At 68.3% G+C, this 23,796-nt stretch carries 26 protein-coding genes; 7 read left to right on the forward strand and 19 right to left on the reverse strand.

Translation table 11 applies throughout. The annotated features are described in order from the left end of the window. Nucleotide 1: 1 nt before the first annotated feature. Both ispD and HUN08_RS15510 read right to left on the reverse strand, forming a co-directional pair. Nucleotides 2-676, reverse strand: a complete 675-nt coding sequence (ispD, locus tag HUN08_RS15505) for a 2-C-methyl-D-erythritol 4-phosphate cytidylyltransferase (protein WP_124247083.1) — start codon at nucleotides 674-676, stop codon at nucleotides 2-4. 20 nt (nucleotides 677-696) lie between these two features. Next, nucleotides 697-1,185 (reverse strand): CarD family transcriptional regulator, encoded by a 489-nt coding sequence (locus HUN08_RS15510; protein ID WP_124247082.1) that lies wholly within the window; start codon nucleotides 1,183-1,185, stop codon nucleotides 697-699. Between the two features lie 301 nt (nucleotides 1,186-1,486). Between HUN08_RS15510 and HUN08_RS15515 the strand changes: the two genes are divergently transcribed. Together HUN08_RS15515 and radA are read left to right on the forward strand one after the other, a co-directional pair. Continuing rightward, nucleotides 1,487-2,089 (forward strand): hypothetical protein, encoded by a 603-nt coding sequence (locus HUN08_RS15515; RefSeq protein ID WP_124247081.1) that lies wholly within the window; start codon nucleotides 1,487-1,489, stop codon nucleotides 2,087-2,089. Between the two features lie 57 nt (nucleotides 2,090-2,146). Continuing rightward, the gene (gene radA / locus HUN08_RS15520; protein ID WP_124247080.1) at nucleotides 2,147-3,550 is read left to right on the forward strand and encodes a DNA repair protein RadA; all 1,404 of its coding nucleotides are present in this window, start codon (nucleotides 2,147-2,149) and stop codon (nucleotides 3,548-3,550) included. A 115-nt stretch (nucleotides 3,551-3,665) separates the two neighbouring features. Here radA and HUN08_RS15525 read toward each other — a convergent pair whose 3' ends face one another. Further along, nucleotides 3,666-4,229: a PaaI family thioesterase gene (locus HUN08_RS15525; protein ID WP_301546759.1), complete on the reverse strand. Its 564-nt coding sequence runs from the start codon at nucleotides 4,227-4,229 to the stop codon at nucleotides 3,666-3,668. 62 nt (nucleotides 4,230-4,291) lie between these two features. On the opposite strand from HUN08_RS15525, the gene disA reads away from it, so the two are divergent. Then, nucleotides 4,292-5,356, forward strand: coding sequence for a DNA integrity scanning diadenylate cyclase DisA (gene disA, locus HUN08_RS15530; protein WP_124247078.1), 1,065 nt, complete (start codon nucleotides 4,292-4,294; stop codon nucleotides 5,354-5,356). On the opposite strand, the gene HUN08_RS15535 is transcribed toward disA, so the two are convergent. Together HUN08_RS15535 and HUN08_RS15540 are read right to left on the reverse strand one after the other, a co-directional pair. Further along, on the reverse strand, nucleotides 5,357-6,166 hold the full coding sequence (locus HUN08_RS15535) for a hypothetical protein (protein ID WP_124247077.1): 810 nt from the start codon (nucleotides 6,164-6,166) through the stop codon (nucleotides 5,357-5,359). It abuts the gene before it with no gap. Between the two features lie 107 nt (nucleotides 6,167-6,273). After that, entirely contained in the window at nucleotides 6,274-6,927 is a 654-nt protein-coding gene (locus HUN08_RS15540; protein WP_124247076.1) for a carbonic anhydrase, read from the reverse strand. Between HUN08_RS15540 and HUN08_RS15545 the strand changes: the two genes are divergently transcribed. Further along, on the forward strand, nucleotides 6,926-7,816 hold the full coding sequence (locus HUN08_RS15545) for an A/G-specific adenine glycosylase (protein WP_124247075.1): 891 nt from the start codon (nucleotides 6,926-6,928) through the stop codon (nucleotides 7,814-7,816). The genes HUN08_RS15540 and HUN08_RS15545 overlap by 2 nt on opposite strands. Nucleotides 7,817-7,873: 57 nt before the next feature. Here HUN08_RS15545 and HUN08_RS15550 read toward each other — a convergent pair whose 3' ends face one another. Beyond that, entirely contained in the window at nucleotides 7,874-8,680 is an 807-nt protein-coding gene (locus tag HUN08_RS15550) for an alpha/beta fold hydrolase (protein WP_124247074.1), read from the reverse strand. 68 nt (nucleotides 8,681-8,748) lie between these two features. Here HUN08_RS15550 and HUN08_RS15555 point away from each other — a divergent pair, with 68 nt between their 5' ends. Together HUN08_RS15555 and HUN08_RS15560 are read left to right on the forward strand one after the other, a co-directional pair. Further along, entirely contained in the window at nucleotides 8,749-9,066 is a 318-nt protein-coding gene (locus tag HUN08_RS15555) for an antibiotic biosynthesis monooxygenase (RefSeq protein ID WP_124247073.1), read from the forward strand. A gap of 123 nt (nucleotides 9,067-9,189) precedes the next feature. Next, on the forward strand, nucleotides 9,190-10,680 hold the full coding sequence (locus tag HUN08_RS15560; RefSeq protein WP_124247072.1) for an aldehyde dehydrogenase: 1,491 nt from the start codon (nucleotides 9,190-9,192) through the stop codon (nucleotides 10,678-10,680). Nucleotides 10,681-10,819: 139 nt separating this feature from the next. Here the strand turns inward: HUN08_RS15560 and HUN08_RS15565 are convergent, their stop codons facing one another. The 13 genes from HUN08_RS15565 to HUN08_RS15620 all read right to left on the reverse strand — a co-directional run bounded on the left by HUN08_RS15565 (nucleotide 10,820) and on the right by HUN08_RS15620 (nucleotide 22,500). Beyond that, nucleotides 10,820-11,428, reverse strand: coding sequence for a hypothetical protein (locus tag HUN08_RS15565; RefSeq protein WP_124247071.1), 609 nt, complete (start codon nucleotides 11,426-11,428; stop codon nucleotides 10,820-10,822). A 1-nt stretch (nucleotide 11,429) separates the two neighbouring features. After that, nucleotides 11,430-12,188, reverse strand: coding sequence for a hypothetical protein (locus HUN08_RS15570; protein ID WP_124247070.1), 759 nt, complete (start codon nucleotides 12,186-12,188; stop codon nucleotides 11,430-11,432). Beyond that, nucleotides 12,185-13,666, reverse strand: coding sequence for an MCE family protein (locus HUN08_RS15575; RefSeq protein WP_124247069.1), 1,482 nt, complete (start codon nucleotides 13,664-13,666; stop codon nucleotides 12,185-12,187). Before HUN08_RS15575 ends, HUN08_RS15570 begins: the two co-directional genes overlap by 4 nt. After that, complete coding sequence (locus HUN08_RS18430; protein ID WP_301546760.1) at nucleotides 13,663-13,878, reverse strand: hypothetical protein; 216 nt, start codon at nucleotides 13,876-13,878, stop codon at nucleotides 13,663-13,665. The genes HUN08_RS15575 and HUN08_RS18430 overlap by 4 nt, the downstream gene beginning before the upstream one ends. Continuing rightward, on the reverse strand, nucleotides 13,875-14,921 hold the full coding sequence (locus HUN08_RS15580) for an MCE family protein (RefSeq protein WP_301546761.1): 1,047 nt from the start codon (nucleotides 14,919-14,921) through the stop codon (nucleotides 13,875-13,877). Before HUN08_RS15580 ends, HUN08_RS18430 begins: the two co-directional genes overlap by 4 nt. An 11-nt stretch (nucleotides 14,922-14,932) precedes the next feature. Then, nucleotides 14,933-16,192: an MCE family protein gene (locus tag HUN08_RS15585; protein ID WP_124247068.1), complete on the reverse strand. Its 1,260-nt coding sequence runs from the start codon at nucleotides 16,190-16,192 to the stop codon at nucleotides 14,933-14,935. Between the two features lie 2 nt (nucleotides 16,193-16,194). Further along, nucleotides 16,195-17,391, reverse strand: coding sequence for an MCE family protein (locus HUN08_RS15590; RefSeq protein ID WP_124247067.1), 1,197 nt, complete (start codon nucleotides 17,389-17,391; stop codon nucleotides 16,195-16,197). Next, complete coding sequence (locus HUN08_RS15595) at nucleotides 17,388-18,449, reverse strand: MCE family protein (protein ID WP_124247066.1); 1,062 nt, start codon at nucleotides 18,447-18,449, stop codon at nucleotides 17,388-17,390. The genes HUN08_RS15590 and HUN08_RS15595 overlap by 4 nt, the downstream gene beginning before the upstream one ends. Continuing rightward, on the reverse strand, nucleotides 18,442-19,620 hold the full coding sequence (locus HUN08_RS15600; protein WP_124247065.1) for an MCE family protein: 1,179 nt from the start codon (nucleotides 19,618-19,620) through the stop codon (nucleotides 18,442-18,444). The genes HUN08_RS15595 and HUN08_RS15600 overlap by 8 nt, the downstream gene beginning before the upstream one ends. A gap of 2 nt (nucleotides 19,621-19,622) precedes the next feature. Beyond that, a complete protein-coding gene (locus HUN08_RS15605; protein ID WP_124247064.1) occupies nucleotides 19,623-20,468 on the reverse strand; it encodes an ABC transporter permease in 846 nt (281 codons plus the stop codon). Nucleotides 20,469-20,470: 2 nt separating this feature from the next. Continuing rightward, a complete protein-coding gene (locus HUN08_RS15610) occupies nucleotides 20,471-21,235 on the reverse strand; it encodes an ABC transporter permease (RefSeq protein WP_124247063.1) in 765 nt (254 codons plus the stop codon). 57 nt (nucleotides 21,236-21,292) lie between these two features. Beyond that, nucleotides 21,293-22,183 carry a 3-oxoacyl-ACP reductase gene (locus tag HUN08_RS15615; protein WP_124247062.1) on the reverse strand — a complete coding sequence of 297 codons (891 nt, stop codon included), beginning with the start codon at nucleotides 22,181-22,183 and terminating at the stop codon, nucleotides 21,293-21,295. A gap of 125 nt (nucleotides 22,184-22,308) precedes the next feature. After that, nucleotides 22,309-22,500 (reverse strand): ferredoxin, encoded by a 192-nt coding sequence (locus HUN08_RS15620; RefSeq protein ID WP_124247061.1) that lies wholly within the window; start codon nucleotides 22,498-22,500, stop codon nucleotides 22,309-22,311. A gap of 110 nt (nucleotides 22,501-22,610) precedes the next feature. Here HUN08_RS15620 and HUN08_RS15625 point away from each other — a divergent pair, with 110 nt between their 5' ends. After that, nucleotides 22,611-23,795, forward strand: coding sequence for an acyl-CoA dehydrogenase family protein (locus HUN08_RS15625; RefSeq protein WP_124247060.1), 1,185 nt, complete (start codon nucleotides 22,611-22,613; stop codon nucleotides 23,793-23,795). The last annotated feature ends 1 nt before the right edge of the window (nucleotide 23,796 follow it).

Raw genomic sequence — 23,796 nt, forward strand, 5'->3', positions numbered from 1 at the left:
GTCAGTCCCACCCTTTCGCCATGGCGCGCGCCAGGCGCAAATCCCACGGGGTCGTGATCTTGAAGGCATCGGGGTCGCCGTCGACGACGACCACGGGAATCCCGGCCCGCTCGGCCAGCCCGGCGTCATCGGTCGCGACATCCCCATCGCCGGCGTACGCGCGCACCAGGGCGTCGGCGTGGAATCCCTGCGGGGTTTGGATCGCGCGGAGTTCGGCGCGGTCCACGGTGACGACGACGCCACCGTCGGAATCGGTCTTCTTGAGGGTGTCGACGACGGGCAGCCCGGGCACGACGGCGGGGTGACCGGCGCGCAGGGCCGCGACGACGCGGGCGAAGACGGCCGACGGGGTGAAGGGCCGCGCGGCGTCGTGCACCAAGACGAATTCGCCGGTGCTGTGCGCCAAGCCGGCGCGAACGGAATCGGAGCGCTCCGCACCGCCGGCCACGACCACGATCTCGCAATCGGCCTCGGGCAGCTCGGCTCGCGTCCGCTCGACCAGCTCACCGGGTACGACGACGACGATGCGATCCACGTCGAGTCCGGGCGCGCCGGTGATCGAGCCGACCGTGCGGGCCAAGACGGTGGCACCGCCGACGTCCACGAACGCCTTGGGTCGGTCCTCGCCCAGCCGGACGCCCGATCCCGCAGCCGGGATGATGACCGATGTCGACAACTGCGGCTGCTGGGAGTGGGTTACGAAGCGGCGGCCAGCACCTCGTCGAGAATGGTCGATGCCTTCTCGTCGTCGGTGTTCTGGGCCAGCGAGAGTTCGTCGACGAGGACGCGGCGCGCACGGGTCAGCATGCGCTTCTCCCCGGCGGAGAGTCCGCGGTCCTGCTCGCGACGCCAGAGGTCGCGCACGATCTCGGCGACCTTGATGATGTCGCCGGAGATCAGCTTCTCCTGGTTGGCCTTGAAGCGGCGGGCCCAGTTGGTGGGTTCCTCGGTGTGCGGCGCGCGCAGCACCTGGAAGACCTGGTCGAGTCCCTCTTCACCGACGACGTCGCGAACACCGACGTACTCCAGCTTCGACGAAGGGATCTGAACGGTCATGTCACCGTCGGTCACCTTCAATACGAGGTATTCGACCGGCTCGCCCTTGATGGTGCGGGTGACGATGTCTTCGACCCGCGCGGCACCATGATGGGGGTAAACAACGGTGTCGCCAACTTTGAAATTCATGAACGTAGCGCCCCTTTCAACTGAGGTAAGTCTAACACGCGGCTCCGACAGCCATTTCTCAACGGTGCAGGTCAAAAGGCTGATCGAGGCCCTTTGCGCTGGCCAGGGCGACTATCGAGCCTCTACTACAGGCTGTGGTACAGCCCACTGGACAATGCCGGTTGTGGTCTGCGCACCGGAGTTTCTCCGACGAATCTCACGACCCCGCGGGACGTGGGGGCACCGCGCCCACTACGCTGCGTAGTGAGGTTCCCGTGCCCGTGGTGCGGGAACACGAAGACCACCAGCTGGAGGATTCACGGTGACCCTGCTCTCCCAGTCCGCGTTCACGTCCGGACTCGTCAAGTCCGCGCTCGCCGTCGCGATCGGCGCCGCCGTCGTCGCGACCGGCACCGCCTGCGGTTCCGGCCAGGTGTCGCAGACCGCGACGCAGGCGCCGGCCATCAACGGGGCCGTCGTCCGCGACGGCAACCTCACCCTGAACGACGTGCAGGTCATCTACCCGACCGCCACCGACTCCACGGCGGTCTTCGCCGCCGGCGGCCCGTACAAGCTGGCCTTCGTCATCAGCAACGACGACCCGGTGAACAACACCAAGCTGGTCTCCATCACCGCGCCGACCGGAACCGTCGCCCTCGACGGCGACACCACGGTCCCCGCCGGGTTGGCGCTGCGCGCGGGCGAGCCGGCCGGGATGACGCCGACCGAGGGGCAGAAGTTCCTCAGCGCCACCCTCAGCAACGCCGGACAGACCGTCTCGCCCGGCCTGACCGTGCCGCTGACCTTCAACTTCAACACCAACGGCAAGGCCACCAGCGTCAAGGTGGACACCCCGGTCGACGCCGGCGCACTCATGGAGCGCAAGGACAAGGATCCGTCCGACTCGGCCGAGACCGAGCACTGAACCGTCCTCGTCACCGCCGCACCGCCGACTGTCCGACCCCGCCCCTAGGCTGAGCCGGTGGCAGTCAAGACTCGAGCCGTCTATCGGTGCAGCGCCTGCGGGCACCAACCCGCCAAGTGGGTGGGCCGCTGCCCGGAATGCGGTGAGTGGGGAACCGTCGACGAGGCCGTCGCCGCGTCGACGTCCAAGAGCCGCGGAACCGTCGGCGTCGCGCCGTCGAGCCCGGCGCGCCGCCTCACCGAGGTGGGTTCGGAGGCGGCCAAGGTCATCCCGACCGGGATCGGCGAATTCGACCGCGTCCTGGGCCGCGGGGTGGTCCCCGGATCGGTGATCCTGCTGGCGGGTGAACCGGGCGTCGGGAAGTCGACCCTGCTCCTAGAGGCCGCCAAGCACTGGGCCGGCGGCGGTCGGCGCGTCCTATACGTCACCGGCGAGGAATCCGCCGGTCAGGTCCGGTTGCGGGCCGAGCGCACCGACGCGGTCCACGAGAACGTCTACCTCGCCGCCGAATCCGACCTCGCGACGGTCCTCGGCCACGTCACCGAGGTCGACCCGACCCTGCTCATCGTCGACTCGGTGCAGACGATGGTCGCCACCGACTCCGACGGCGTGCACGGCGGCGTCACCCAGATCCGGGCGGTCACCACCGCACTCGTCTCGTTGGCGAAGAACAGCGGCACCGCGGTCATCCTCGTCGGGCACGTCACGAAGGACGGGGCCGTCGCCGGGCCGCGCTCGTTGGAACACCTCGTCGACGTCGTGCTCAGCTTCGAGGGCGACCGGCACTCGCCGCTGCGCATGGTCCGCGGGATCAAGAACCGCTTCGGCGCCGCCGACGAGGTGGGCTGCTTCGAGCAGCGCGACAACGGTATCCACCAGGTCACCGACCCGTCCGGGATCTTCTGGCACCAGCGCCAGGGCGACGTCACCGGCTCGGCCGTGCTGGTCACGATGGACGGCAAGCGCGCCCTCGTCGGGGAGATCCAGGCGCTGGCGAATCCCACCGAGATGAACATTCCGCGCCGCGCGGTCTCCGGGTTGGACAGCGCACGCGTGGCGATGGTCCTGGCGGTGCTGCAGGCCCGATTGGGCTTGAAGAAGATCGGCACGTCGGAGGTCTACGCGTCGACGGTGGGCGGCATGAAGGTCACCGAACCGGCCGCCGACCTGGCGATCGCGATGGCGGTCGCCTCGGTTGTCGACGGTCGCGCCATCCCGTTCACGACGGTCGCGATCGGCGAGGTCGGCCTGGCCGGCGAGGTCCGCCCGGTCAGCGCGTTGACCCGCCGGGTCGCCGAGGCGAAGCGGCTCGGCTTCCGCCATGCCGTCATCCCCGCGGCGGGCGCCGACCGTGAGGACCTGCCCGGCGGCATCCGCATCACCCGGGTCTCCAACCTCGCCGAGGCCGTCGACGCCTGCCTGCACGGCAGTGGCCGCGGTCCGGTAAACCCCGACTTCTGACGTCGCGTTGGTCGAGTGGATCCGAGCCCCTGGGCGAGGAACCGTATCGAGACCCTGGGCACCCCAACCATGCCGAGTGGGCACCCCAACCCCGTCGAGTGGGCAGTCCCGGCGACTACGGGCTCGAGTACTTGGTCCAGCGCTGGTGCTCGTCGGGACGCTGCGAGTTGGCCACGTGGGAGGCGAAATGCTCTCGTGGATCGATACCGATGAACAGGGCACGGCTCGTCGCGACCGGCTCCGCGGCGGTTTCCGGCCCGTCGACGAAGGCGGCGGCGCGGGTGTAGATCTTGCGCCGATCCCGGCCCAGCACCTCTGCGGTGAACCGCAACGACGACTCGATCGGGATGGGCCGCATGAAATCGATCTCCAGGTGGCCGGTGACCACCGGGACACCGATGAGAAGGGCCGTCGTGCCCATCACCTCGTCGAAGGCCGCCGACAGGATGCCGCCGTGGATCACCCCCGGCCCGCCTTCCATCCACGATCGCACCTGCATCGTCGCGGTCGACGCCACGCCCTCGCCGGCCGTGACGGTGACGTGCAGCCCGTTGACCGCGTCGTCGCCGCAGCCGTAGCAGAGGGCGTGGTGATAGCGCATCGCCTCGCCCGGTCGCCTGGCCTTCGGGTGACGGCTGACCGACTCGAGGTCGTCGGGTATCGCGAATGGTGTTCTCACAGACCGATAGTCTAGTTTCTGACGCATCCCTGCTCGTGTCTGGAGACGCCTTGACCGCCCCGATGTCAGACCTGACCCGCGAAACGTTCGCCCGTGTCGCGCCGGGTACCGGGCTGCGCGACGGCCTGGAGCGAATCCTGCGCGGCGGCACCGGCGCACTCATCGTCATCGGGCACGACAAGGACGTGGAGCAGATCTGCGACGGCGGCTTCCACCTCGACGTCGACTTCGCGCCGACGCGCCTGCGCGAGCTGTCCAAGATGGACGGGGCGGTCGTCCTGTCCACCGACGGGACGCGCATCCTGCGCGCCAACGTGCAGCTGATGCCCGACCCCACGATCCCCACCAGCGAGTCCGGCACCCGGCATCGCGCGGCCGAGCGCACCGCGGTGCAGACCGGATTCCCGGTGATCTCGGTCAGCGCGTCGATGTCGATCGTGAGCGTCTACGTCGACGGCGCCCGCCACGTCGTCGAAGACCCCGACCCGATCCTCTCCCGCGCCAACGTCGCTCTCGCGACCCTCGAGCGGTACCGATCGCGGCTCGACGAGGTGCTCGGCCAGCTCTCGCGCTCGGAGATCGAGGACGACGTGACACTGCGGGATGTGGCCAGCGTCGCCCAGCGCATGGAGATGGTCCGGCGCGTCGCCGACGAGATCGACCTGTACATCCTGGAGCTGGGCACCAACGGTCGACAGGTCCGTCTGCAGCGCGAGGAACTGATCAGCGACAACGACGTCATGCGCGAGTTGCTGGTGCGCGACTACTACGCCTCACCGGAGCCGCCCACCCGCGAGGAGCTGCAGAGCTCGCTGGCATCCATCGGGGAGCTGTCCGACACCGACCTGCTGGACCTCTCCCTCATCGCGCACTGCTTCGGCTACCCGACGACCGTCGAGGCCCTCGACATGACGATGAACCCGCGCGGCTACCGGGTGCTCTCCCGGATCTCCCGGCTGCAGTTCGCCCACGTCGAGCGCCTCGTCGCGAGCTTCGGATCGCTGCAGGCATTGCTGGCGTCGACGGCTGCCGACCTGCAGGGCGTCGAGGGGATCGGCAGCATCTGGGCGCGGCACATCCGCGAAGGGCTGTCCCGGCTCGCCGAGACCAGCCTCGACCGGTTCTAGCTACGGCTGCTGGGCCGGCGCGACCACGTTGAACGTGATCGGAGCGGATTCGCGCTCGCCGATCTTCGCGATCGCCCGGTAGGCGCCCGGCGGGATCGGCTGACGCGGCGTCTGGCATCCGGGGGTGGAGGTGGTGCCCGACCAGTTGACCGTGTCGCGCTCCTGCTGGCCCGGCTGGAAGACGACGTTGTTGACCGAGCGCAGCGGCGAGCAGTCGCGCGCCGACCACAGGGTGCGCGTGCCGTCGAGTGAGCGCACGATCACGTTCTGCGCCGACTTGCCGATGTCGCGGGTGCACTCGGCCAGGCCGCCGTTGGTCACCGCGAGGGTGAACACCGGCTGATCGCCGACCTTGTACGTCGGCTTGTCGGTGTACAGCACCACCGAGAGGCTCTGGTCGGTGCACAGGTTCTGCGCGGGCACCGGTGCGGCGGCGTTGGTCGGCGCCCCGGGTGCCTGCGGCGCGGCCTGGTTGTCCCCGGGCGCGGTGTTGCCCGGCTGGCCGGCTTGGTTGTCGGTACCACCCTGACCGTTGCCGTTGTTGCCCTGGTTTCCCGCGGCTCCGTTGTCGGTGTTGCCGTTGCCGTTGCCGTCGCCGGCCGACGGGGCCGGGACGGGTTGCTTCTGCGTCGACGGCGGTGGAGCCGGGGTGGACGCGGTCGCGGCCACCTGCTTGCCGTCGTCCTTGGACGGGAGCGCCGAGAAAATGAGCAGGATGACCAAACCGACGAAGGCCAAGCCGCCGACACCGGCGACGATTCGCCGGCGCCAGTAGATCTCCGGCGGCAGGGGGCCCTGTGGTTCGATCACGGCCCCTACGCTAACTGCCAGCGACGATACGACCGTTGAGGCTGTCCGGCGTGTCGCGATTCGCCCTGGTCAGATAGAACACATCGTCCACTCGCAATAGGTGTGGCCTACGGCTCGACGGGATCCCCCGGAACGTCCCCGATCTCACCGAGCGCGCTGCGCAACGACACCCGGCCGTCGGCCAGGTGATACGTCAACCCGACGATGGCGACCTCGCCGCGGTCGACCCGCTCCTTGATCAGCAGGCTGCGCTGCAGCAGCAGGCGCCCGGTCTCGATGACGTGCTCGGCCTCGAACTCGTCCAGGCGCGTCTTGCCCTTGGCGCGGGCGGCCAGGATGCTCGGGCCGACCCGCTCCACGATGTCGCGGATATACCCCGACGGGATGGTGAGGTCCTCGAGCGATTTCACCGTCGACCCGACGGCGCCGCAGGAGTCGTGTCCGAGGATCGCGATCAGCGGGACGTTGAGCAGTTCGGTGGCGAATTCCAGCGAACCGAGCACCGAGGAGTCGATGATGTGTCCGGCCGTGCGCACGACGAACATGTCGCCGAGACCCTGGTCGAAGATCATCTCGGCGGCCACCCGCGAGTCGGAGCAGCCGAACAGCACCACGTTGGGCGCCTGTCCCTCGGCGAGGCCCGACCGTCGGTCGATACTCTGATTCGGATGTTCCGGATTCCCAGCCACGAATCGTTCGTTCCCGGCCTTGAGGTTGTGCCAGGCCTGGGCGGGGGTGAGTCGTGCTGAGGGAGTGGGCATGACTCTGAGTATGCCATCGGCCGCATTGGTCACCTGGTTCGACGCCCACGGACGCGATCTGCCGTGGCGACGACCCGAGGCCACCGCCTGGCACATCCTGGTCAGCGAGTTCATGCTCCAGCAGACACCGGTCGCGCGCGTGCTGGAGCCGTGGCACGCGTGGGTCTCCCGGTGGCCGACACCGGCCGACATGGCGGCGGCCAGCGGCCCCGACGTCCTGCGGGCCTGGGGCAAGCTCGGCTATCCGCGACGCGCACAACGACTGCACCAGTGCGCCAAAACCGTTGCGGCACACCATGAAAACGTTGTCCCCGACGACGTCGACGCGCTGCTCGCGCTGCCCGGCGTCGGCGAGTACACGGCCCGCGCGGTGGCCTGTTTCGCCTACGACCGCGCGGTCCCCGTCGTCGACACCAACGTGCGGCGCGTCATCGCGCGCGCCTGCCACGGCCTCGCCGAACCGCTCGGGCCCCGTCGCACCGACCTCGACGACGCGGACGCCCTCGCGCCCCGCTCCCCCGACGGCTCGCCGGCCCCGTCCGCGACCCGGTTCTCCGCCGCCCTGATGGAGCTCGGCGCCCTGGTCTGCACCGCGCGCAACCCACGCTGCGACGTCTGCCCGATCGTCGACTCCTGTGCGTGGTTCGCGGCGGGGAAGCCGGCGTCGGCGGCGCCGCCCAAACGCACCCAGCGGTACGAGGGGACCGACCGGCAGGCCCGCGGACGACTGCTCGACGTCCTGCGCGAGCGGAGCGGACCGGTGACGCGCGACCGACTCGACGCGGCCTGGCCCACCGATCCCGGACAGCGATCGCGTGCCCTCGACTCGCTGCTCGTCGACGGGCTCGTCGAGATCACCGACGACGGTCTGTTCCGCCTCGGCGGCTGACCGTTCCTCCCGCAGATTTCGCCTCCTCCCGCAGATATTTCTGCGGGAGGAAGGGATTCATGCGGGAGGAAGCGCGGCGAGGAAGGCCTCGACGGCGCCGCGGAAGAACTCCGGCGCGTCGTCGTGGACGAGGTGGCCGGCGTCGGGCGCAACGATGTGCTGCGCAGACGGGTTGCGCTGCGCCATCTGTGCCATCTGCCCGGGCGGCGTGACGGTGAACCCCGCTTCGACGAGCAAGGTCGGCACGTGGACCGCGCCCCAGGCGTCCCAGTAGTCGCGCAATCCCCACTGATCGGCGATCGCGGTGAAGACGCCGAGGTCCCCGTGCAGCCGACCGTCGTCGAAGGCCTCGTAGAAATAGCGCCCCGCCACCTCGCCGAACATCTCCTGCGCCTGCCCGACCGAGGCGAAGCGCTCCGGCCACGTCTCGAACCAGGGCGTCCAATTCCGCGTCGTCTGCCCTTTGAAATCCGGGGCCATGTCTTCGACGACGAGAGCGCGCACCAGCTCCGGATGCGCCGCGGCCGTGCACCAGGCATGCAGCCCGCCCATCGAATGCCCGATCAGAACCGCCGGATCGTCGCTGCCCATGCGCGCGCCGACACGCCCCAGCACGTCGACGATGTCGGCGACGAACCGCTCGGTGCCCAGCGCCGCGGGATCGACGGAATTCGGATCGTCGATCGGGCCGGTGTGCCATGCCGCGTCGACGGTGAACACTCGTCCGTAGCGGCGCAGCCAGCCGACCTGCCGCTGCCACGTCCGCCCACGCCCCATCAGGCCGTGCAGGAGCAGGATCGGCGGGCCGTGTCCGCCGTGGTCGGTGAGGGCGTCGGCGCCAACCGCCCCGGTCTCCGCGGTCATGGCAGCCGACTATAGCCGCGACCGTCCGCCCCTGTCCGAGTCCACGTCGCGCGGATAGTCTGGGGTTCATGGCAGTTGTGAAGATCAATGCGATCAGCATCCCCGAAGGCGCCGGCCCCGAATTGGAGAAGCGGTTCGCCAACCGTGCGCACACCGTCGACTCGTCGCCGGGCTTCCTCGGATTCCAGCTCCTGCGTCCGACGTCGGGCGAGGACCGCTACTTCGTCTACACCCAGTGGGAGACCGAGGAGGACTACCAGAACTGGGCCAACGGCGACGCGCGCAAGGCACATGCCGGCGAGCGCAAGGGCAACACCGTCGCGTCGGGCGCGAACCTGCTGGAGTTCGAGGTCGTGATCGACGCCAAGCCGGCGTCGGGCGCGTAGCGACCGTCGGTCCCGCCCCGGGATTGCTCCGCACGGGTTGATCGGATCTGATCGACCCCTGGTCGACAACTAGAACGTGTTCTAGTATCGAAGGTGAACCAGATCACCGACCTTGGAGCATCCATGACCGAGACCGCGACCGCCGCACCCACCCTCGTCGGCGGCGGCGACCAGCCCAATCTGTACATCGGCGGGAAGTGGGTCGCACCGCACTCCACCGAGCGGATCGACGTGATCTCCCCGTCGACCGGCGAAAAGGTCGGCTCGGTGCCCGCTGCCGACGCGACCGACGTCGACGCGGCGGTCGCCGCCGCGCGCGCCTCCTTCGACGCCGGCGTGTGGGCGAACAAGACCCCCGCCGAGCGGGCCGCCGTCCTCCGTCGCGCCGCCGAACTCATCAACGAGCGCGGCGCCGACATCGGTGGCCTCATCTCCGCGGAGATGGGCGCATCGGCCACCGACGTCGCGACCCTGCAGCAACTCCCCGGCACCGGCGTGCTCGGCGCCTACGCCGACGCCGCCGAGGCCTACCCGTGGGAGGAGAAGCGCACCGGACTGTTCGGCGAGAGCCTCGTCGTGCGCGAGCCCGTCGGCGTCGTCGGCGCGATCATCGCCTGGAACGTGCCGCTGTTCCTGATCTGCAACAAGCTCGGCCCGGCGCTCGCCGCCGGCTGCTCCGTCGTGCTCAAGCCCGCGCCCGAGACGCCCCTGGACTCCAACCTGCTCGCCGAGCTCTTCACCGAGGCCGGGGTCCCCGAAGGCGTGCTCTCGGTGGTGACCGGCGGCCTCGAGGCCGGCCAGGCCCTCGTCGAACATCCCGATGTCGACAAGATCACCTTCACCGGCTCCACCGCCGCCGGACGGATCATCGCCTCGCGCTGCGGCGAGCTGCTGAAGCGGTGCTCGCTGGAGATGGGCGGCAAGTCCGCGGCCATCGTCCTCGACGACGTCGACCTGCCGTCGAGCATCCACATGCTGGTGTTCTCCGGGCTGCTCAACAACGGGCAGGCCTGCGTCGCGCAGACCCGCGTGCTGGTCCCCCGCTCACGCCACGACGAGATCGTCGAGGCGATGGTCGAGACGGCCAAGACCTTCACCCCCGGCGTCCCGTCGGACCCCGAAGCGAAGCTCGGCCCGATCATCACCGAGAAGCAGCGCGCCAAGGTCGAGGGCTACATCGAAAAGGGTAAGACCGAGGGCGCCACCGCAGTGCTCGACGGCGGTCGTCCCGAGGGCCTCGACTCCGGTCACTTCGTCGCGCCGACCATCTTCACCGGCGTCACCAACGACATGACGATCGCCCGCGAGGAGATCTTCGGCCCGGTCATCTCGGTCATCGCCTACGACACGGTCGACGAGGCGATCGCGATCGCCAACGACTCCGACTACGGCCTCGCCGGATCGGTGTGGACCTCCGACATCCCCCGCGGTGTCGAGATCGCCAAGAAGGTCCGGACCGGGACCTACGGCATCAACTGGTACGCCATCGACCCTGCGTCGCCGTTCGGCGGCTACAAGAACTCCGGCATCGGCCGTGAGAACGGTCGCGAGGGCCTCGAGTCCTACCTCGAGCACAAGTCGATCCTGATGCCGATGGGCTACTCGTCGCAGTAGTCGCGGAGGTGCCCACTCGGCCGGGTTGAGGTGCCCACTCGAGCTACTTTAGGTGCCCACTCGGCCGGGTTGAGGTGCCCACTCGAGCTACCTTGGGTGCCCACTCGGCGGGGTTGAGGTGCCCAGTCGGCGGTCGACGCTAGTTGGGGGCCGGAGCGGGAGCGGGAAACGACGGGGCCGGGTCTTTGACCTGGCGCTCCACCACGTTGCGCAGCGAGTCGTCGGTGAAGATGCGGATGTCGTTGATCTTCCACTTCCCGCCGTGGCGCGCCATCGTGAACTGGACGCGGCTCGGGTCGACGCGGACCTTGGGCTCGGCCGAACTGGTCACCGACTGGTTGAGGAAGAGCAGGACCGTCGACGTGGTGCGGGTGTTGGTCACCACGCCCGCGTCGGCCACCGAGAGCTTCGAGATGATCCGGTTGCCCTTGACGTTCTGCGACATCTTGGCCTGCAGCACCTGCTCGTCGAACTCGCGCCGGGCATCGTCGACGAGGAAGCCCTGCGACTTGGTGATCTTCGCGTCCACCGTCTCCGGGTCGTAGGTGAACATCGTGTTGGCGTAGTCCTTGGCCGCCGCCAGCGACGAGCTGCGCGCCGACTCCACCGATTGCAGGCGGAAGTAGCGGAACCCGAGGAAACCGGTGACCACGATCAACGCCGCCAAGACAGCGGCGACGACCCACCAGCTCTTCGGGATCGGTCGTTCTTCCCCGCCGCTCTTCACGGCCTCGCGCGTCTTCGCCACGTCAGGACACCCAATCGAATTTCGTCAGCTTCAGTTCACCGTTGATGCGGCGCATGTCGACCTTCCAGCGGAACACCTGGCGCTCCACGTCGTCCTTCTTGTTGGACAGCCGCTGGGTCCAGCCGAGCACCATCAACACCTGCCCGTAATCGGGATCGGCCACCGTGACGGCGCGCGACATGACTTCGCCGTTGGTCTGGATGCCGTACTGCTCGATCTGCGTGATGATCTGCTGGGTCACCAGTTCCAGATTCTGCTGCGCGGTGCCGCTGGTCTTGTCGAGCAGGGTCTTGCGGATGTTGTCGACGTTGCCCGCGTTCAGGGAGGTCAGATTCACCGTCACCTGCTGGGCGAAAGCGTCGTATTCGGCCCGCAGGTCGTTGAGCCGCTGCAACCGGTAGGCGCCGATGCCGAGCAGCGCGGAGGCGGCGATGAGCACCACCGCCAGCACCGCGGCGCCGATCCCCAGCAGCGCCGAGCGCGGGTCGACGCGGTCGACGGTCCGATAGGGCGACGACGGGGCCGGCCTGGGCTCGCGCGTCCGCTCGCGCTCGGTCCACGACGCCGTCGCCGCCGGATTCTCGACGGTGTAGACGTCGGCGGTCGACTCGTCGACGGCTTCCTCGTCGGTCGACGCCGGTTCCGGCTCGGCCTTCGCCGCGAGCGGTTTGATCTTGCGGCGCCTGCTCAGCGGTGCACTGCGGACGGGAACGGCCTTCGGTGCGTCGACCGGTGCTCCCGACGATGGGGCCGGGTTCACCGGACCTTCGGATTGATCATCTGTTGCCATGAAGTCGTTTTTCCTTGCGCGTCCCTACCGAGGCCCGCGTTGTAGATCTTGCCGTCGGGTCCGACGTAGTCACCCGTCTTGGGGTCGTACGTCGTCGAATAGACGGCCGGTTTGTCGCCGTCCTTGCGATATTGCGCGGGCGTCGCCGGCACCACGGTACCGGTGGGACCGGGGTCGTTGTAGGCCGCCGGGGCCACCCCCGGGCCGCTGCCCGGACCCTGCCATTTCAACCCGAAGGGCAATCCGTTGGGGAACGGGACGTTTTGCTTGGCCAGCGGCTTGTAGCCGGTCCGGCATTCCGCCGGTGTCGGCGCGCGGCGGCCGGGGAACTCCACGCACGGGAAGTTGCGGCTGCCGCGCACGGCGAGGTTCTGGTCCTGCGGGACGCGGCACAGCAGCCCAGGCGGCAGTTCGCGCGCCGTCGTCGCCGATCCCGGACGCCATTGGCTGGCCGGCAGGAATCCGACCGTACAGGTGCCCGGGTCCTGGAAGCCGAGGGCGAAGTCGGCGTTGGCGCCGTAGCGCTCCACGTCGCCGGTGTTGACCGCGGTGATGAGCACGTCGAGCAGCCGCGGGTAGAGGACGAGGATCTGACGCATATTGGGCTCGTAGACGGCCAGGGTCTTCGACGCGACGCCCAGATTGTCGACGAGCAACGGCAGCGACATCTTCATCGAGTCGAACAGCTGCTGTGAGGAGTTGGTGACCCCTGGGCCCTTGGCCAGGATCCCGGTGATCTCCGGCTTGTTGGCCCGCAGCTGGTCGGTCACCTTCGTCATATTCGACGTCCAGGAGCGCACCGAATCGGCCGTCTGGTTCTGCGTGGACAGCACGTCGCCGGCCTGGCGGACCAGGGCGATCATCTGATCGGAGTTCTTGTAGGCGTCGTCGGTGAGCAGGGTCATCGAGTCGAGGAGCCGCTGCAGCTCCTCCCCGGTCCCGTTGAAGGCCTTGAACGCCTCGTCCATCACCGAGCGCAGCTTGGAGCTGCCGACGTTGGTCAGCAGGCTGTCGGCCTGGTCGAGCATCGCCGAGATCTCCACCGGCACGTCGTCGGTGCGCACGGTCGAGTTGTCCGACAGGTGCTCCGACGACGGCTGCGCGGGCGGCACGAAGTCGACGAACTGCTCGCCGACCGCCGACACCGACTGGATCGACGCCGCCGAGTTGTCCGGGATCTTCGCATCCGAGTCGATGGTGAGGCGGGCGCGCACCCCATCGGAGGTGAGGCGCACCGAGTCGACCTTGCCGACGTTGGCGCCGCGGAAGCTGACGTTGGCGTTCTCGTAGAGCCCGCCGGTGCTCGGCAGGTCGAGATTGACGTGATAGACGCCGACCCCGAACATCTGCGGGATGCGGACGTAGAACACGGCCATCGCCACCACCGAGATCACCGAGACGATCGCGAAGATGATCAGCTGGGCGCGGACGAAACCGGTGACTTTCATCGTGGGCCCCGTTTCTTCGGCGGGCGAGGCGTCGCACCGGGGGCGCCCTCGCGCTGCATCGGCGACTGGAACGGGTTCAGGCCACGACGGGCGGCCCCGGCGGGACGTCCGGCCAGCGCCTCCGGGCCGAGGATCCGGCTGCCCATCACCGAGGAGAACAGGGTCTTGTCCAACCGGGCGAAGGTCAGGTCCAGGTTCAGGTCGGTGTTCACGTAGTCACCCCGGACGACCTTGTCGATCGCCCCCTCCGGGAACGGGAAGGCAGCAGCACCGACAGCGACTGGCTCAGCGAGAGCCCGGTCGACTGGAGTTGGTCGAGCGTGGCGTCCAACGACTTCACGGCGAGGCGGATGTCGTCGCCGTTGGCCTTGAGGATGTCGTCGGCGTTGCGGGAGAGCCGACCGATCGCGCCGAGGGCGTCGACGAGGGGCTGGCGCTGGTCGACGAACAGCTGCAGGATCTTCGGGCCGTCGGCCAGGGCCTTCTCGATCGTCGGGCGCTGGGCGTTCATGGTGTCGGTCAGCCGGTCGAGCCCCTCGATGGCCCGGATGATGTCGCCGCGCTGGTTGTTGAGGGTGCCGACGAGTTGGTTGAGCCGGGGCACAAGTTTCGTGATGGTGTCCTGGCGCCCGTTGAAGACCTTGTTGACCTCGGAGACGATGTCGCCGAACTGGGCGAGGCCGCCGCCGTTGAGCACCACCGAGAGCGAGCTGAGCACCTGCTCGGTGGTCGGGAAGGTACAGGCCGAAACCTGTTGCGCGACACTGACGTCGGGGATCGCCGGGCCGCCCGACGCCGGGGACAGGTTCTCCTGTTCCGGGCACTTGGCGAGCGGGATGGTCGCCCCCGCGGTCAGCATCGCCCCCGACGGGTTGTCCGGCTGCAGGATCGCCAGGTGCGAGGAGCCGAGGACGCTCGTCATCCCGACCATCACATGCGACCCGCTGGGGATCCGGGTGCCCTTGTCCAGGCGCATCTCGACGCGGGCATTCCAGTTGTCGACGGTGATCCGCCCGATGGAGCCGATGGTCGCGTCGTCGAGCATGATCGGCGCGTTGGTGACCAACCCCGCCGCGGTCGGGATGATCGCGCTGATCCGGTACGCCCCATCACCGGTCCCGGGGGTGCCGGGAACGGGCAGGGTATTGGCGCCGCCGAAGCCGCAGCCGACCAACCCGACGGTCAGTGCGGTGCCGAGCGCCACCACGGCACCGGCGCGACGGGCGCGCGCGGCACGGCGGGTCGTCGCATCCATCGGCGCGCCCCTCATCCTTCCGCCCCGTACGGCACGAGCATGTTGCCCAGCGGGCTGGGCAGGTTGTTGCGCTTGCGCGTCTGCGCGTCGAGCTGGCGGATACCCGCGCGGGCGCGCGCCTGCACGTCGCCGTTCTGGTACTTGATCTGATCCGGCCGGGCGACGGCGCCCTGCACCGGGTTGATCAGGAACGGCGGGTAGTTGATGATCATCGACTTGAGCACCGGGGCCAGCACGTCGACGCATTTGTCGACCTCGGCCTGGCTCTGGCCGGGACGGTTGTTGGCCTGCATCGTGCCGCACAACAGCGTGATCAGGTTGGTTCCCATGCCGAGGCCGAAGATGCCGCCGAGCGAACCCGTCATCGGGTTGTAGATGTTGTAGAAGTTCGAGAGCTGGGTCGGCGCGGAGTGCAGCAGTCCCCGCACCTGCTCGTCCTTCTCCCGAAGGATGCTCGTGGCGTTCGCGATCTGTTGCATCGAGCGGGTCATCGCCGCACCGTTGGTGTCGAGGAATTTCTTGATCTCGACCATCGCCGAGTCCAGGCCGGTCAGCGCGTCGTTGAGCCCGGCGGTGTCGGAGAGGACCGACGAGACCGAGGCGATCCGCCCGTTGAACTGGACCAGCTGGTCATGGCTGGCGGAGAGCGACTGGGTCAGCTGTTGCAGGCTGCGCACCGTCGAGAACAGGTCGTCGCGCCCCGCGGAGAGGGTGCCGGCCACCTTCGACATCTGTTGCAGCGAGCGGTTGATGGACTCGCCGTTGCCGTCGAGGTTCTGATTCGCCACCCCGAGCGCCCGCGTGGCCGCGCTGTCGCCGGCGGAGTCGGGTCCGACGGCCTCGGTGAACCGGGTCAGCTGCTTCTTCAGGTCGTCCCACTCCATCGGGACCGCGGTGCGCTCCATCGGGATGTCCGCTCCCGCGGCCAGCTTGGGGCCCTTGGTGTAGACCGGTGCCAGCTGGACGAAGCGACCCGACACCAGCGACTGCGCGACGATGACGGCGCGCGCGTCGGCCGGGATGTCGACTGACTTGTCCAGGCGCATCTTCACCTCGACCGCGTCGGGCTTGGGGGTGACCGACACGACCCGGCCCACCGGGACGCCGATGACGCGGATCGAGTCGCCGGCGAACAGGCCGCTGGCCGAACGGAAATAGGCGGTCACGGTATCGGTGGTGACCGTGCGGAACCCGAAGTACCCGACGATGCCGAGCAGTGCCACCAGGAGCACGGCCATCGCCGAGACCCACATGCGTTTGCCGTTCATCATCGCTATCCCCCCTGCCCGTTCGGCTGCTCGATCTTCGGTGCGGGCGGACGCGGCTTGTTCGGGTCGTACCCGGGCGCGGTGTACCACTTGTTCGGCAGGAAGGTCGAGTTGGTGAAGTCGTAGGCCTGCCAGATCTCCGGGTACTTGCGCTGTAGTGCCTTCATGAAGACCGCGGTGTAGTCGCCGAAGGTCGGGACACCGACCAGCGACGAGAAGTACGGACCGGAGGAGACCGCCTCGCCGAGCAGGTTCGCGTACGGCCCCAACCGGTCGATGGCGTTGGTGAGATCGCCCTTCTTGTCGATGAGGATCTGCATCACCCGGTCGACCTTGCCGAGGACCGGCGCCAGCTGGGCGTTGTTCTCCTTGATGAAGCCCTTGATCTGCGTGGTCACGTCACGCGCACCGCTGATGATCTGCGAGAGAGCGTCCGAGCGGGTCTGCAACTCGCCCAACAGCGCGTTCGCGCCGACCAGCAGCCGGTTGACCTGCTCGTTGCGATCACCGATCACCCCGCTGATCCGGTTCGCGCGGCCCAACAGTTCACGCAGGGACTTGTCCCGGTCCGCGATCGCCGCCGAGAGCCGCGCCACCCCGTCGACCGCGCCGCGCACCGACGTCGGCGTCGACGCGAAGGTCTGCGACATCGCGTTGATCGCGGTGCGCAGCTGGTCGGTGTCGGTGTCCTCCAAGGTGCTGGTCGCGTTGTCCAGCGCGTCGGTCAGCGAATAGGGGGCGACGGTGTTCTCGTTGACGATCTGCCCGCCGGGCAGGATGCGGCCGGGGCCGTGCGGGATGAGCGTGAGGTTGCGTCGGCCCAGCACCGTCTCGGTCTTGATCGCGGCCTGCGTGTCGACGCCGAGGTTGACCGAGTCCTCCAGGCGGAACTTGACGGCCGCCTTCTTGCCGTCGGCGGTATCGGCGAGCGAGATGCGCTCGACCTTGCCGACGGTGACCCCGGCGACCGAGACGACGTCGCCCGGGATGAGCCCGCCCGCGTCGTCGAAGTAGGCGCGGTAGGTGCTCACCGGGGAGAGGAAGGGCAGGTTGTTCATCTGCAGCGCCGTCACGACGACCAGCGCGATGACGGCGAAGCCGATGACACCGGTCTTGGCCCGGCTGCGCTGGCCGCGGGCGGCGTCACGCTCGACGTCGGCGGCGTTCGACCCACTGCGCTGGGTCACGGCCTCGGGGGTCATACCTGACACCTCCCGCCGGCCTTCTGCGTGCCACCGAGTGCGTCGATCGTGGGGATGATGAGCTGCGGGGTGCCCGGTGCGCCGAAGATCAGCCGCTGACGACAGATCCAGATCTGCAGCCAGGCGCCGTAGCTGCCCAGGTTGGAGAGCTTCTTGAAGTCGCCGGGCAGACGGGACAGCAGCGGCCGGATGTAGGACTCGCCGCGCAGCAGCTGCTCGGAGGTCTTGCCCATGTTGTCGATCATGCTGTGCAGCCCGGGACGCGTGTCGCCGAGGAGGCGCGCCATGTCGGTGGCGACCGCGGCGGTCGACGTCAACGACGACCCGATGACGTCCTTCTGACCCGCCAAACCGGTCATCAGCGTCTCCAACCGGTCGATGCTGTCGATGAGGCCGACGCGATCACCGTCGAGGGTGGCCAGCGTCGAGTTGAGGTTGTCGATCACCGACCCGATCAGCCGGTCGCGGTCGGCGAGCGCATCGGTGAGCTGCGCGGTCATCTGCAGCAGCTGGTTGAGCGACGGGCCCATGTTCTCGTCTTGGAACACGTGGATCAGGCTGCTCGACAGCTCGTTGACCTGTTTGCCGTCGAGGGTGCGGAACAGCGGCTTGAACCCGCCCAGCAGCTTGTCGAGGTCCAACGCCGGCTCGGTCTGCGAGAGCGGCACCGTCGCCCCCGGCGACAACAGGGCGTTGGGGTCGCCCGCGCCGCGCCGCAGTTCGAGGTAGCGGTCGCCGGTGAGGTTCTCGTAGCGGATGAACGCCTGCACCGATTTGGGCAGCGGGAACTTGCGGTCCACCGAGAAGCCGAGGCGGGCGGTGTTGTCCTTGGTCAGCCCGACGTCGCGGACGGCGCCGACGTCGACGCCGGCGATCTTCACCTTGGCACCCGGCTTGATCGCCGAGGCGCTGGTGAACTCAGCTTCGTAGGTATTGGTTCGGGTGCCCTGGAAGCGGCTGAACACCGCGACGAGGGCGGCGAACACCAGCAGCATGGCCACGGTGAACGCGCCGAGTTTGATACAGGTCGCCCGGAATCGGCGTGCGCGATTATCCACGGGGCGGCGCTCCGAACAGGAGTTGGAAGACCTTGGTGGTGCTGACCTTGGCCTCGGTGCGCGGCTGGTAGGGCCGCGGCGCGTTGTCGATCACCAGGAAGTTCGCCTTCTTCGTGGTCCGCGGGTTCGAGAGCCCGTTCTCACAGGTCGGCGGCGCGGAACCGCGCACCCACGGCAGGTCTTCGGGGTACTCGTAGGGATCCTTGCCAGGCAGCAGGCCGGCGTTGAGCTTCAGCAGGCCGTCGTTGAGACCGAAGATCGGGGCGCCGATCTTGTTGCCGACCGCGGCGGTGCGGATGAAGCAGGCGATACCCGGCGCGTTGTAGCCGAGCAGCGCCATCGTCGGGTTCGAGTTGTTGAGCATGGCGATGATCTGGGCCTTCTTGGGCTCGATGAGCCCCGAGCCCGCGCTTGCCATCCCGGTCGCCCCAACCAGCAGGGCATCGAGGTTGTCCGAGTCGGCCAGGACCGTGTTGCCGAGGAAGACCGCGTTGTCGACGGTCCGCATGAGGTTCGGCATCGCGTCGGCGTACAGGTTCATCGACGCCGAGGTCTCGGTGAGCAGCGCGGTGAGTTCGGGCAGATGGGGGTTGGTCTTGCCCAGCAGTTTGGACAGGCTGTCGACGCCGCGACCGATCGACTCGCCGTTGCCGTCGAGCGCGGTCGTGATGGCGCCGACCGCCGCGTTGAGCTTGTCCGGCTGCAGGGCGGCCAGGACGTCGACGAGGCGCTGGTAGACGGTGTTGAGCTCAACCGTGACGTGGTCGGCGGAGATCTTGGCGCCGGACTGCAGCGAGTACCCGACGGACTCGGGGGGCTCGACCAGGAAGACCGCCTTGGCGCCGAAGATGGTGTTGGACTTGATGTCGGCGCGCACGTTGCCCGGGATCTGCCCCAGCTGACCGGAGTTGATCGCCAGGGTGAGCACCGCGTGGCCGTTCTCCTGCGAGATCGACCGCACCCGGCCGACCTCCACGCCGCGCAGCTTCACCTTCGCGTCGGGATTCATCACCAGTCCGGCGCGCGGCGCGACGACGGTGACCGGCGCGGTCGACTTGAACCACCCGAGGAATTGACCGGCCGCCAAGGCGACGATCAACGTCAGCACGCTCACCATGATGACCGCGGCCGTCTTGCGGACCGCGGTGCTGCGCTCTTCCCGTCGAACCATCCCTACCCCGCCAGGTTGAATTTGCCGTCGGCGCCGTAGATGGCGAGGGAGGTGAGCAGGGTGATGACGACGACGACCACCAGCGAGGTGCGCACGGCGTTGCCGACGGCCACGCCGACGCCCACCGGCCCGCCCGAAGCCGTGTAGCCGTAGTAGGTGTGGATCATCATGACGGCCACCGCCATGCAGATGGCCTGCACGAAGGACCAGAGAATGTCCGACGGTATGAGGAAGGTGTGGAAGTAGTGGTCGTAGACGCCCGGCGACTGGCCGTAGAGGAACACCGTGGCCATCCGGCTGGCGATGAACGAGGCGAGTGCGGCCAGCGCGTACAGCGGGATGATCGCGACGAGGCCGGCGATGATCCGCGTCGACACCAGGTAGGGCACCGAGGAGATGGCCATCGTCTCAAGCGCGTCGATCTCCTCGCTGACCCGCATGGCGCCGAGCTGGGCCGTGGCCCCCGCGCCGATCGTCGCGGCCAGGGCGATGCCCGCGATGACCGGCACGGCGATGCGCACGTTGATGAACGCGGAGAAGAAGCCGGTCAACGCCTCGACGCCAATGTTGGCCAGCGAGTTGTACCCCTGCACCGCGATGGTCCCGCCGGTGAACAGGGTGAGGAAGCCGACCACCACGACGGTGCCGCCGATCATGGCCAGCGCACCCGTGCCCATCGAGATCTCCGCGATCAGGCGCAGCGTCTCCTTCTTGTAGTGCCGCAGCGCCCGGGGGATCGAGATGATGCTGTCCCAGTAGAACAGCGCCTGGTCGCCCAGCCGGGCCCAGCCGGTACCGGAGCGCTTCAACGCGCTGCGGGTCCGTCGGAGATTCGTGGAAGGCACCATGCTCAGCTCCCCGTCGCCGTCAGGCCGACCGCGGTCACCACGATGTTGACCACGAACAAAGCCATGAACGAGTAGACGACCGTCTCGTTGACGGCGTCGCCGACACCCTTGGCACCGCCGGATACGTTCAACCCCTGGTAGCACGCGACGAGGCCGGCGAAGAGGCCGAACAGTGCCGCCTTGATCATCGAGATGACCAACTCGCCCAAGCCGGTGAGCAGTGTCAGGTTCGCGAGGAAGGCACCGGGGTTGACGTCTTGCAGGTACACCGAGAACACGAATCCGCCGCCGATGCCGATGGTGCAGACCAGGCTGTTCAGCAGCAGGGCCACGCCAGTCGACGCGATGACGCGCGGGACCACGAGCCGGTGGATCGGATTGATGCCCAGCACCTTCATCGCGTCGATCTCTTCGCGGATGGTGCGGGCGCCGAGGTCGGCGCAGATGGCGGTCGCACCGGCTCCGGCGACGATCAGCACGGTGACGATCGGCCCGATCTGGGTGATCGTGCCGAGTGCGGCACCGGCACCGGAGAGGTCTTGGGCGCCGATCTCGCGCAGCAGGATGTTGAGCGTGAAGCTGACGAGCACGGTGAACGGGATCGCGACCAGCAACGTCGGGACCATCGATACCCGCGCAATCGCCCAGGAACACTCGATGGTCTCGCGCCACTGGAACGGACGGCGGAGCAATTCCCGCGATGCTTCGGTGGCGAGTGAGAAGAAGTCGCCGAAGGCAGCGAAGGGCGTCGCTAACTTGGTGAGCACCGTCACCCCCTCCCCAGTGGCTGTCGCGAACCTACCATGTGTAGTACCAACGCTCGGTCAGTTCGCCAACGAGCTGGCCGAGAAGGTCACCTGCGGGTCTCGCGTCTCGAAGTAGCTGGTCAACGCTGTATCGAGTTCGTCGCCCGCCCAATCGTCGCCGCCGGCGGAAAACACCTCGGCGATCTCCGGGGCCGCCATCAGGGTGACCCGAGGACCGTACACGACGAACAGTTGGCCGTTGACCGCGGCCGACGACGGCCCGGCGAGGTAGGTGACGAGCTTGACCACGTGCTCGGGTGACAGCGGATCGACGCCGTCGACCGGTGCATCGCCGAAGACGTCTGCGGTCATCGCCGTGCGGGCGCGCGGACAGATCGCATTGGCGGTGACCCCGTAGCGGCCCAGCGCGCGCGAGGCCGAGAGGGTCAGGGCGGTGATCCCCGCCTTGGCCGCGGCATAGTTCGCCTGTCCCGGCGGGCCGAACAGACCCGCCTCCGACGAGGTGTTGATCAGCCGACCGTAGGTGGTGCCGTCACCGGCCTTGGCCGCCGCACGCCAATGCGCCGCCGCGTTGCGGTTGAGCAGGAAATGGCCGCGCAGGTGGACGCGCTGGACGAGGTCCCACTCGTCGTCGGTCATGTTGAACAGCATGGTGTCGCGCACGACGCCGGCGTTGTTCACGACGATGTGCAGGCCGCCGAGGTCGTCGACGGCGGTGCGCATGATCTCGCTCGCCGTCTCCGACGCCGAGATGTCGCCGGGTACCGCGACGCCGCGGGATCCGACGGCGGCGATCTCGTCGAGCACGTCGCTGTCGGCCAATGCCGGTGCGAGGTCGTTGACGACGACGGTGGCCCCGGCCCGCGCGAGGCCAACGGCCTCGGCGCGACCCAGTCCGGCACCGGCTCCGGTCACCACGGCCACGCGGCCGCGCAAAGATTCACTCACGGGTTTTCCTCGGCTGTGTTCGATCTGACCGGCTCGCTCGCTCGGTCAAAAACTAGAACCTGTTTCAGTGACCATACAGGTTCACTACCGGGCGTGGGCTGACACCCGGGAAAGTCTTGCGGCGTCTACTCGTGCAGGGTCAGTGCCGACTTGGGGCAACTCGCGACGACCTGACGCATCTCCTCCGCGCGGGCCGGCGGGAGATCTTCTTGCAGGATGACCAGGTAATCATCATCGTCGAGCTCGAACACGTCCGGGGCCATCCCCACACAGATCGCATTGGACTCACATAGGTCGAAGTCACAGCTGATGCGCATCGAACCTCTCCTCTCGTCCGGGACCGCCACGGTTGACGAACCCGCCCGTTCAGGTTAGAACGTGTTACAGAAACTAGCGAGCAAACCCTCCAAATGAAAGCGGGATCGCGATGCGCATCGCCTATTCCGATGAGCAGGAAGCCCTGCGCCGCGAGCTGCGCGCCTACTTCGCGGCCCTGATGACACCCGAGCGCCGCGCCGCGCTCACCTCGTCGGACGGCGAAATCGGCGAGGGCGACGCCTACCGCGACGTCGTACGCCAGATGGGGGCCGACGGATGGCTCGCCCTGGGGTGGCCGGAGGAGTTCGGCGGCCAGAACCGCTCGATGATGGACCAGCTGATCTTCACCGACGAGGCGGCGATCGCCGGTGCGCCGGTGCCGTTCCTGACGATCAACTCGGTCGCCCCGACGATCATGCACTTCGGCACCGACGAGCAGAAGAAGTTCTTCCTGCCCAAGATCGCCGCTGGTGAGCTGCATTTCTCGATCGGCTATTCGGAGCCGGGCGCGGGCACCGACCTCGCCTCGCTGCGGACGACCGCCGTCGCCGACGGCGACGAGTTCGTCATCAACGGCCAGAAGATGTGGACCTCGCTGATCCCCTATGCCGACTACGTCTGGCTCGCCGTGCGCACCGACCCGGAGGCCAAGAAGCACAAGGGCATCTCCATGCTCGTCGTGCCCACCACGGCCGAGGGCTTCTCCTATACGACGGTCCACACGATGGCCGGCGTCGACACCTCGGCGACGTACTACTCCGACGTGCGGGTGCCCAAGACCGCCCTGGTCGGCGAGCTCGGCGGCGGTTGGCCGCTGGTCACCAACCAGCTCAACAACGAGCGGGTCGCCCTGTGCAGCGCCGCACCGATCCAGACCGCGCTGCGCGAGACGACCCAGTGGGCGCAGCAGACCAAGACCCCGGGCGGCGACCGGGTCATCGACACGCCATGGGTGCGGTCCAACCTGGCCCGCGTCCACGCCGGCGTCGAGTTCCTCAAGCTCATCAACTGGAAGATCGCCTCGCAGGCCGGTTCCGGCGAGGCGCCGAGCCCGGCCGACGCGTCGGCGACCAAGGTCTACGGCACCGAATTCGCCACCGAGGCGTACCGCCTGCTGCTGCAGGTGATCGGACCTGCCGCGACGCTGCGCCAGGGCTCGACCGGCGCGCACCTGCTCGGGCGGCTGGAACGGTTCCAGCGCTCCTCGCTGATCCTGACGTTCGGCGGCGGCACCAATGAAGTCCAGCGCGACATCATCGCCATGCTCGCCCTCGGCCAGCCCTACCGGCGATAGG

Source organism: Gordonia sp. X0973, assembly GCF_013348785.1.
Lineage (GTDB): Bacteria > Actinomycetota > Actinomycetes > Mycobacteriales > Mycobacteriaceae > Gordonia.

Bases quoted from the DNA above. Each gene is read 5' to 3' on its own strand.
- HUN08_RS15510 (WP_124247082.1), bottom strand. From the start codon at position 1,185: ATGAATTTCAAAGTTGGCGACACCGTTGTTTACCCCCATCATGGTGCC.
- disA (WP_124247078.1), top strand. From the start codon at position 4,292: ATGTCAGACCTGACCCGCGAAACGTTCGCCCGTGTCGCGCCGGGTACC.
- HUN08_RS15545 (WP_124247075.1), top strand. From the start codon at position 6,926: ATGACTCTGAGTATGCCATCGGCCGCATTGGTCACCTGGTTCGACGCC.
- HUN08_RS15540 (WP_124247076.1), bottom strand. From the start codon at position 6,927: ATGCCCACTCCCTCAGCACGACTCACCCCCGCCCAGGCCTGGCACAAC.
- HUN08_RS15550 (WP_124247074.1), bottom strand. From the start codon at position 8,680: ATGACCGCGGAGACCGGGGCGGTTGGCGCCGACGCCCTCACCGACCAC.
- HUN08_RS15555 (WP_124247073.1), top strand. From the start codon at position 8,749: ATGGCAGTTGTGAAGATCAATGCGATCAGCATCCCCGAAGGCGCCGGC.
- HUN08_RS15560 (WP_124247072.1), top strand. From the start codon at position 9,190: ATGACCGAGACCGCGACCGCCGCACCCACCCTCGTCGGCGGCGGCGAC.
- HUN08_RS15575 (WP_124247069.1), bottom strand. From the start codon at position 13,666: ATGAAAGTCACCGGTTTCGTCCGCGCCCAGCTGATCATCTTCGCGATC.
- HUN08_RS15580 (WP_301546761.1), bottom strand. From the start codon at position 14,921: ATGGATGCGACGACCCGCCGTGCCGCGCGCGCCCGTCGCGCCGGTGCC.
- HUN08_RS15585 (WP_124247068.1), bottom strand. From the start codon at position 16,192: ATGATGAACGGCAAACGCATGTGGGTCTCGGCGATGGCCGTGCTCCTG.
- HUN08_RS15590 (WP_124247067.1), bottom strand. From the start codon at position 17,391: ATGACCCCCGAGGCCGTGACCCAGCGCAGTGGGTCGAACGCCGCCGAC.
- HUN08_RS15600 (WP_124247065.1), bottom strand. From the start codon at position 19,620: ATGGTTCGACGGGAAGAGCGCAGCACCGCGGTCCGCAAGACGGCCGCG.
- HUN08_RS15605 (WP_124247064.1), bottom strand. From the start codon at position 20,468: ATGGTGCCTTCCACGAATCTCCGACGGACCCGCAGCGCGTTGAAGCGC.
- HUN08_RS15620 (WP_124247061.1), bottom strand. From the start codon at position 22,500: ATGCGCATCAGCTGTGACTTCGACCTATGTGAGTCCAATGCGATCTGT.
- HUN08_RS15625 (WP_124247060.1), top strand. From the start codon at position 22,611: ATGCGCATCGCCTATTCCGATGAGCAGGAAGCCCTGCGCCGCGAGCTG.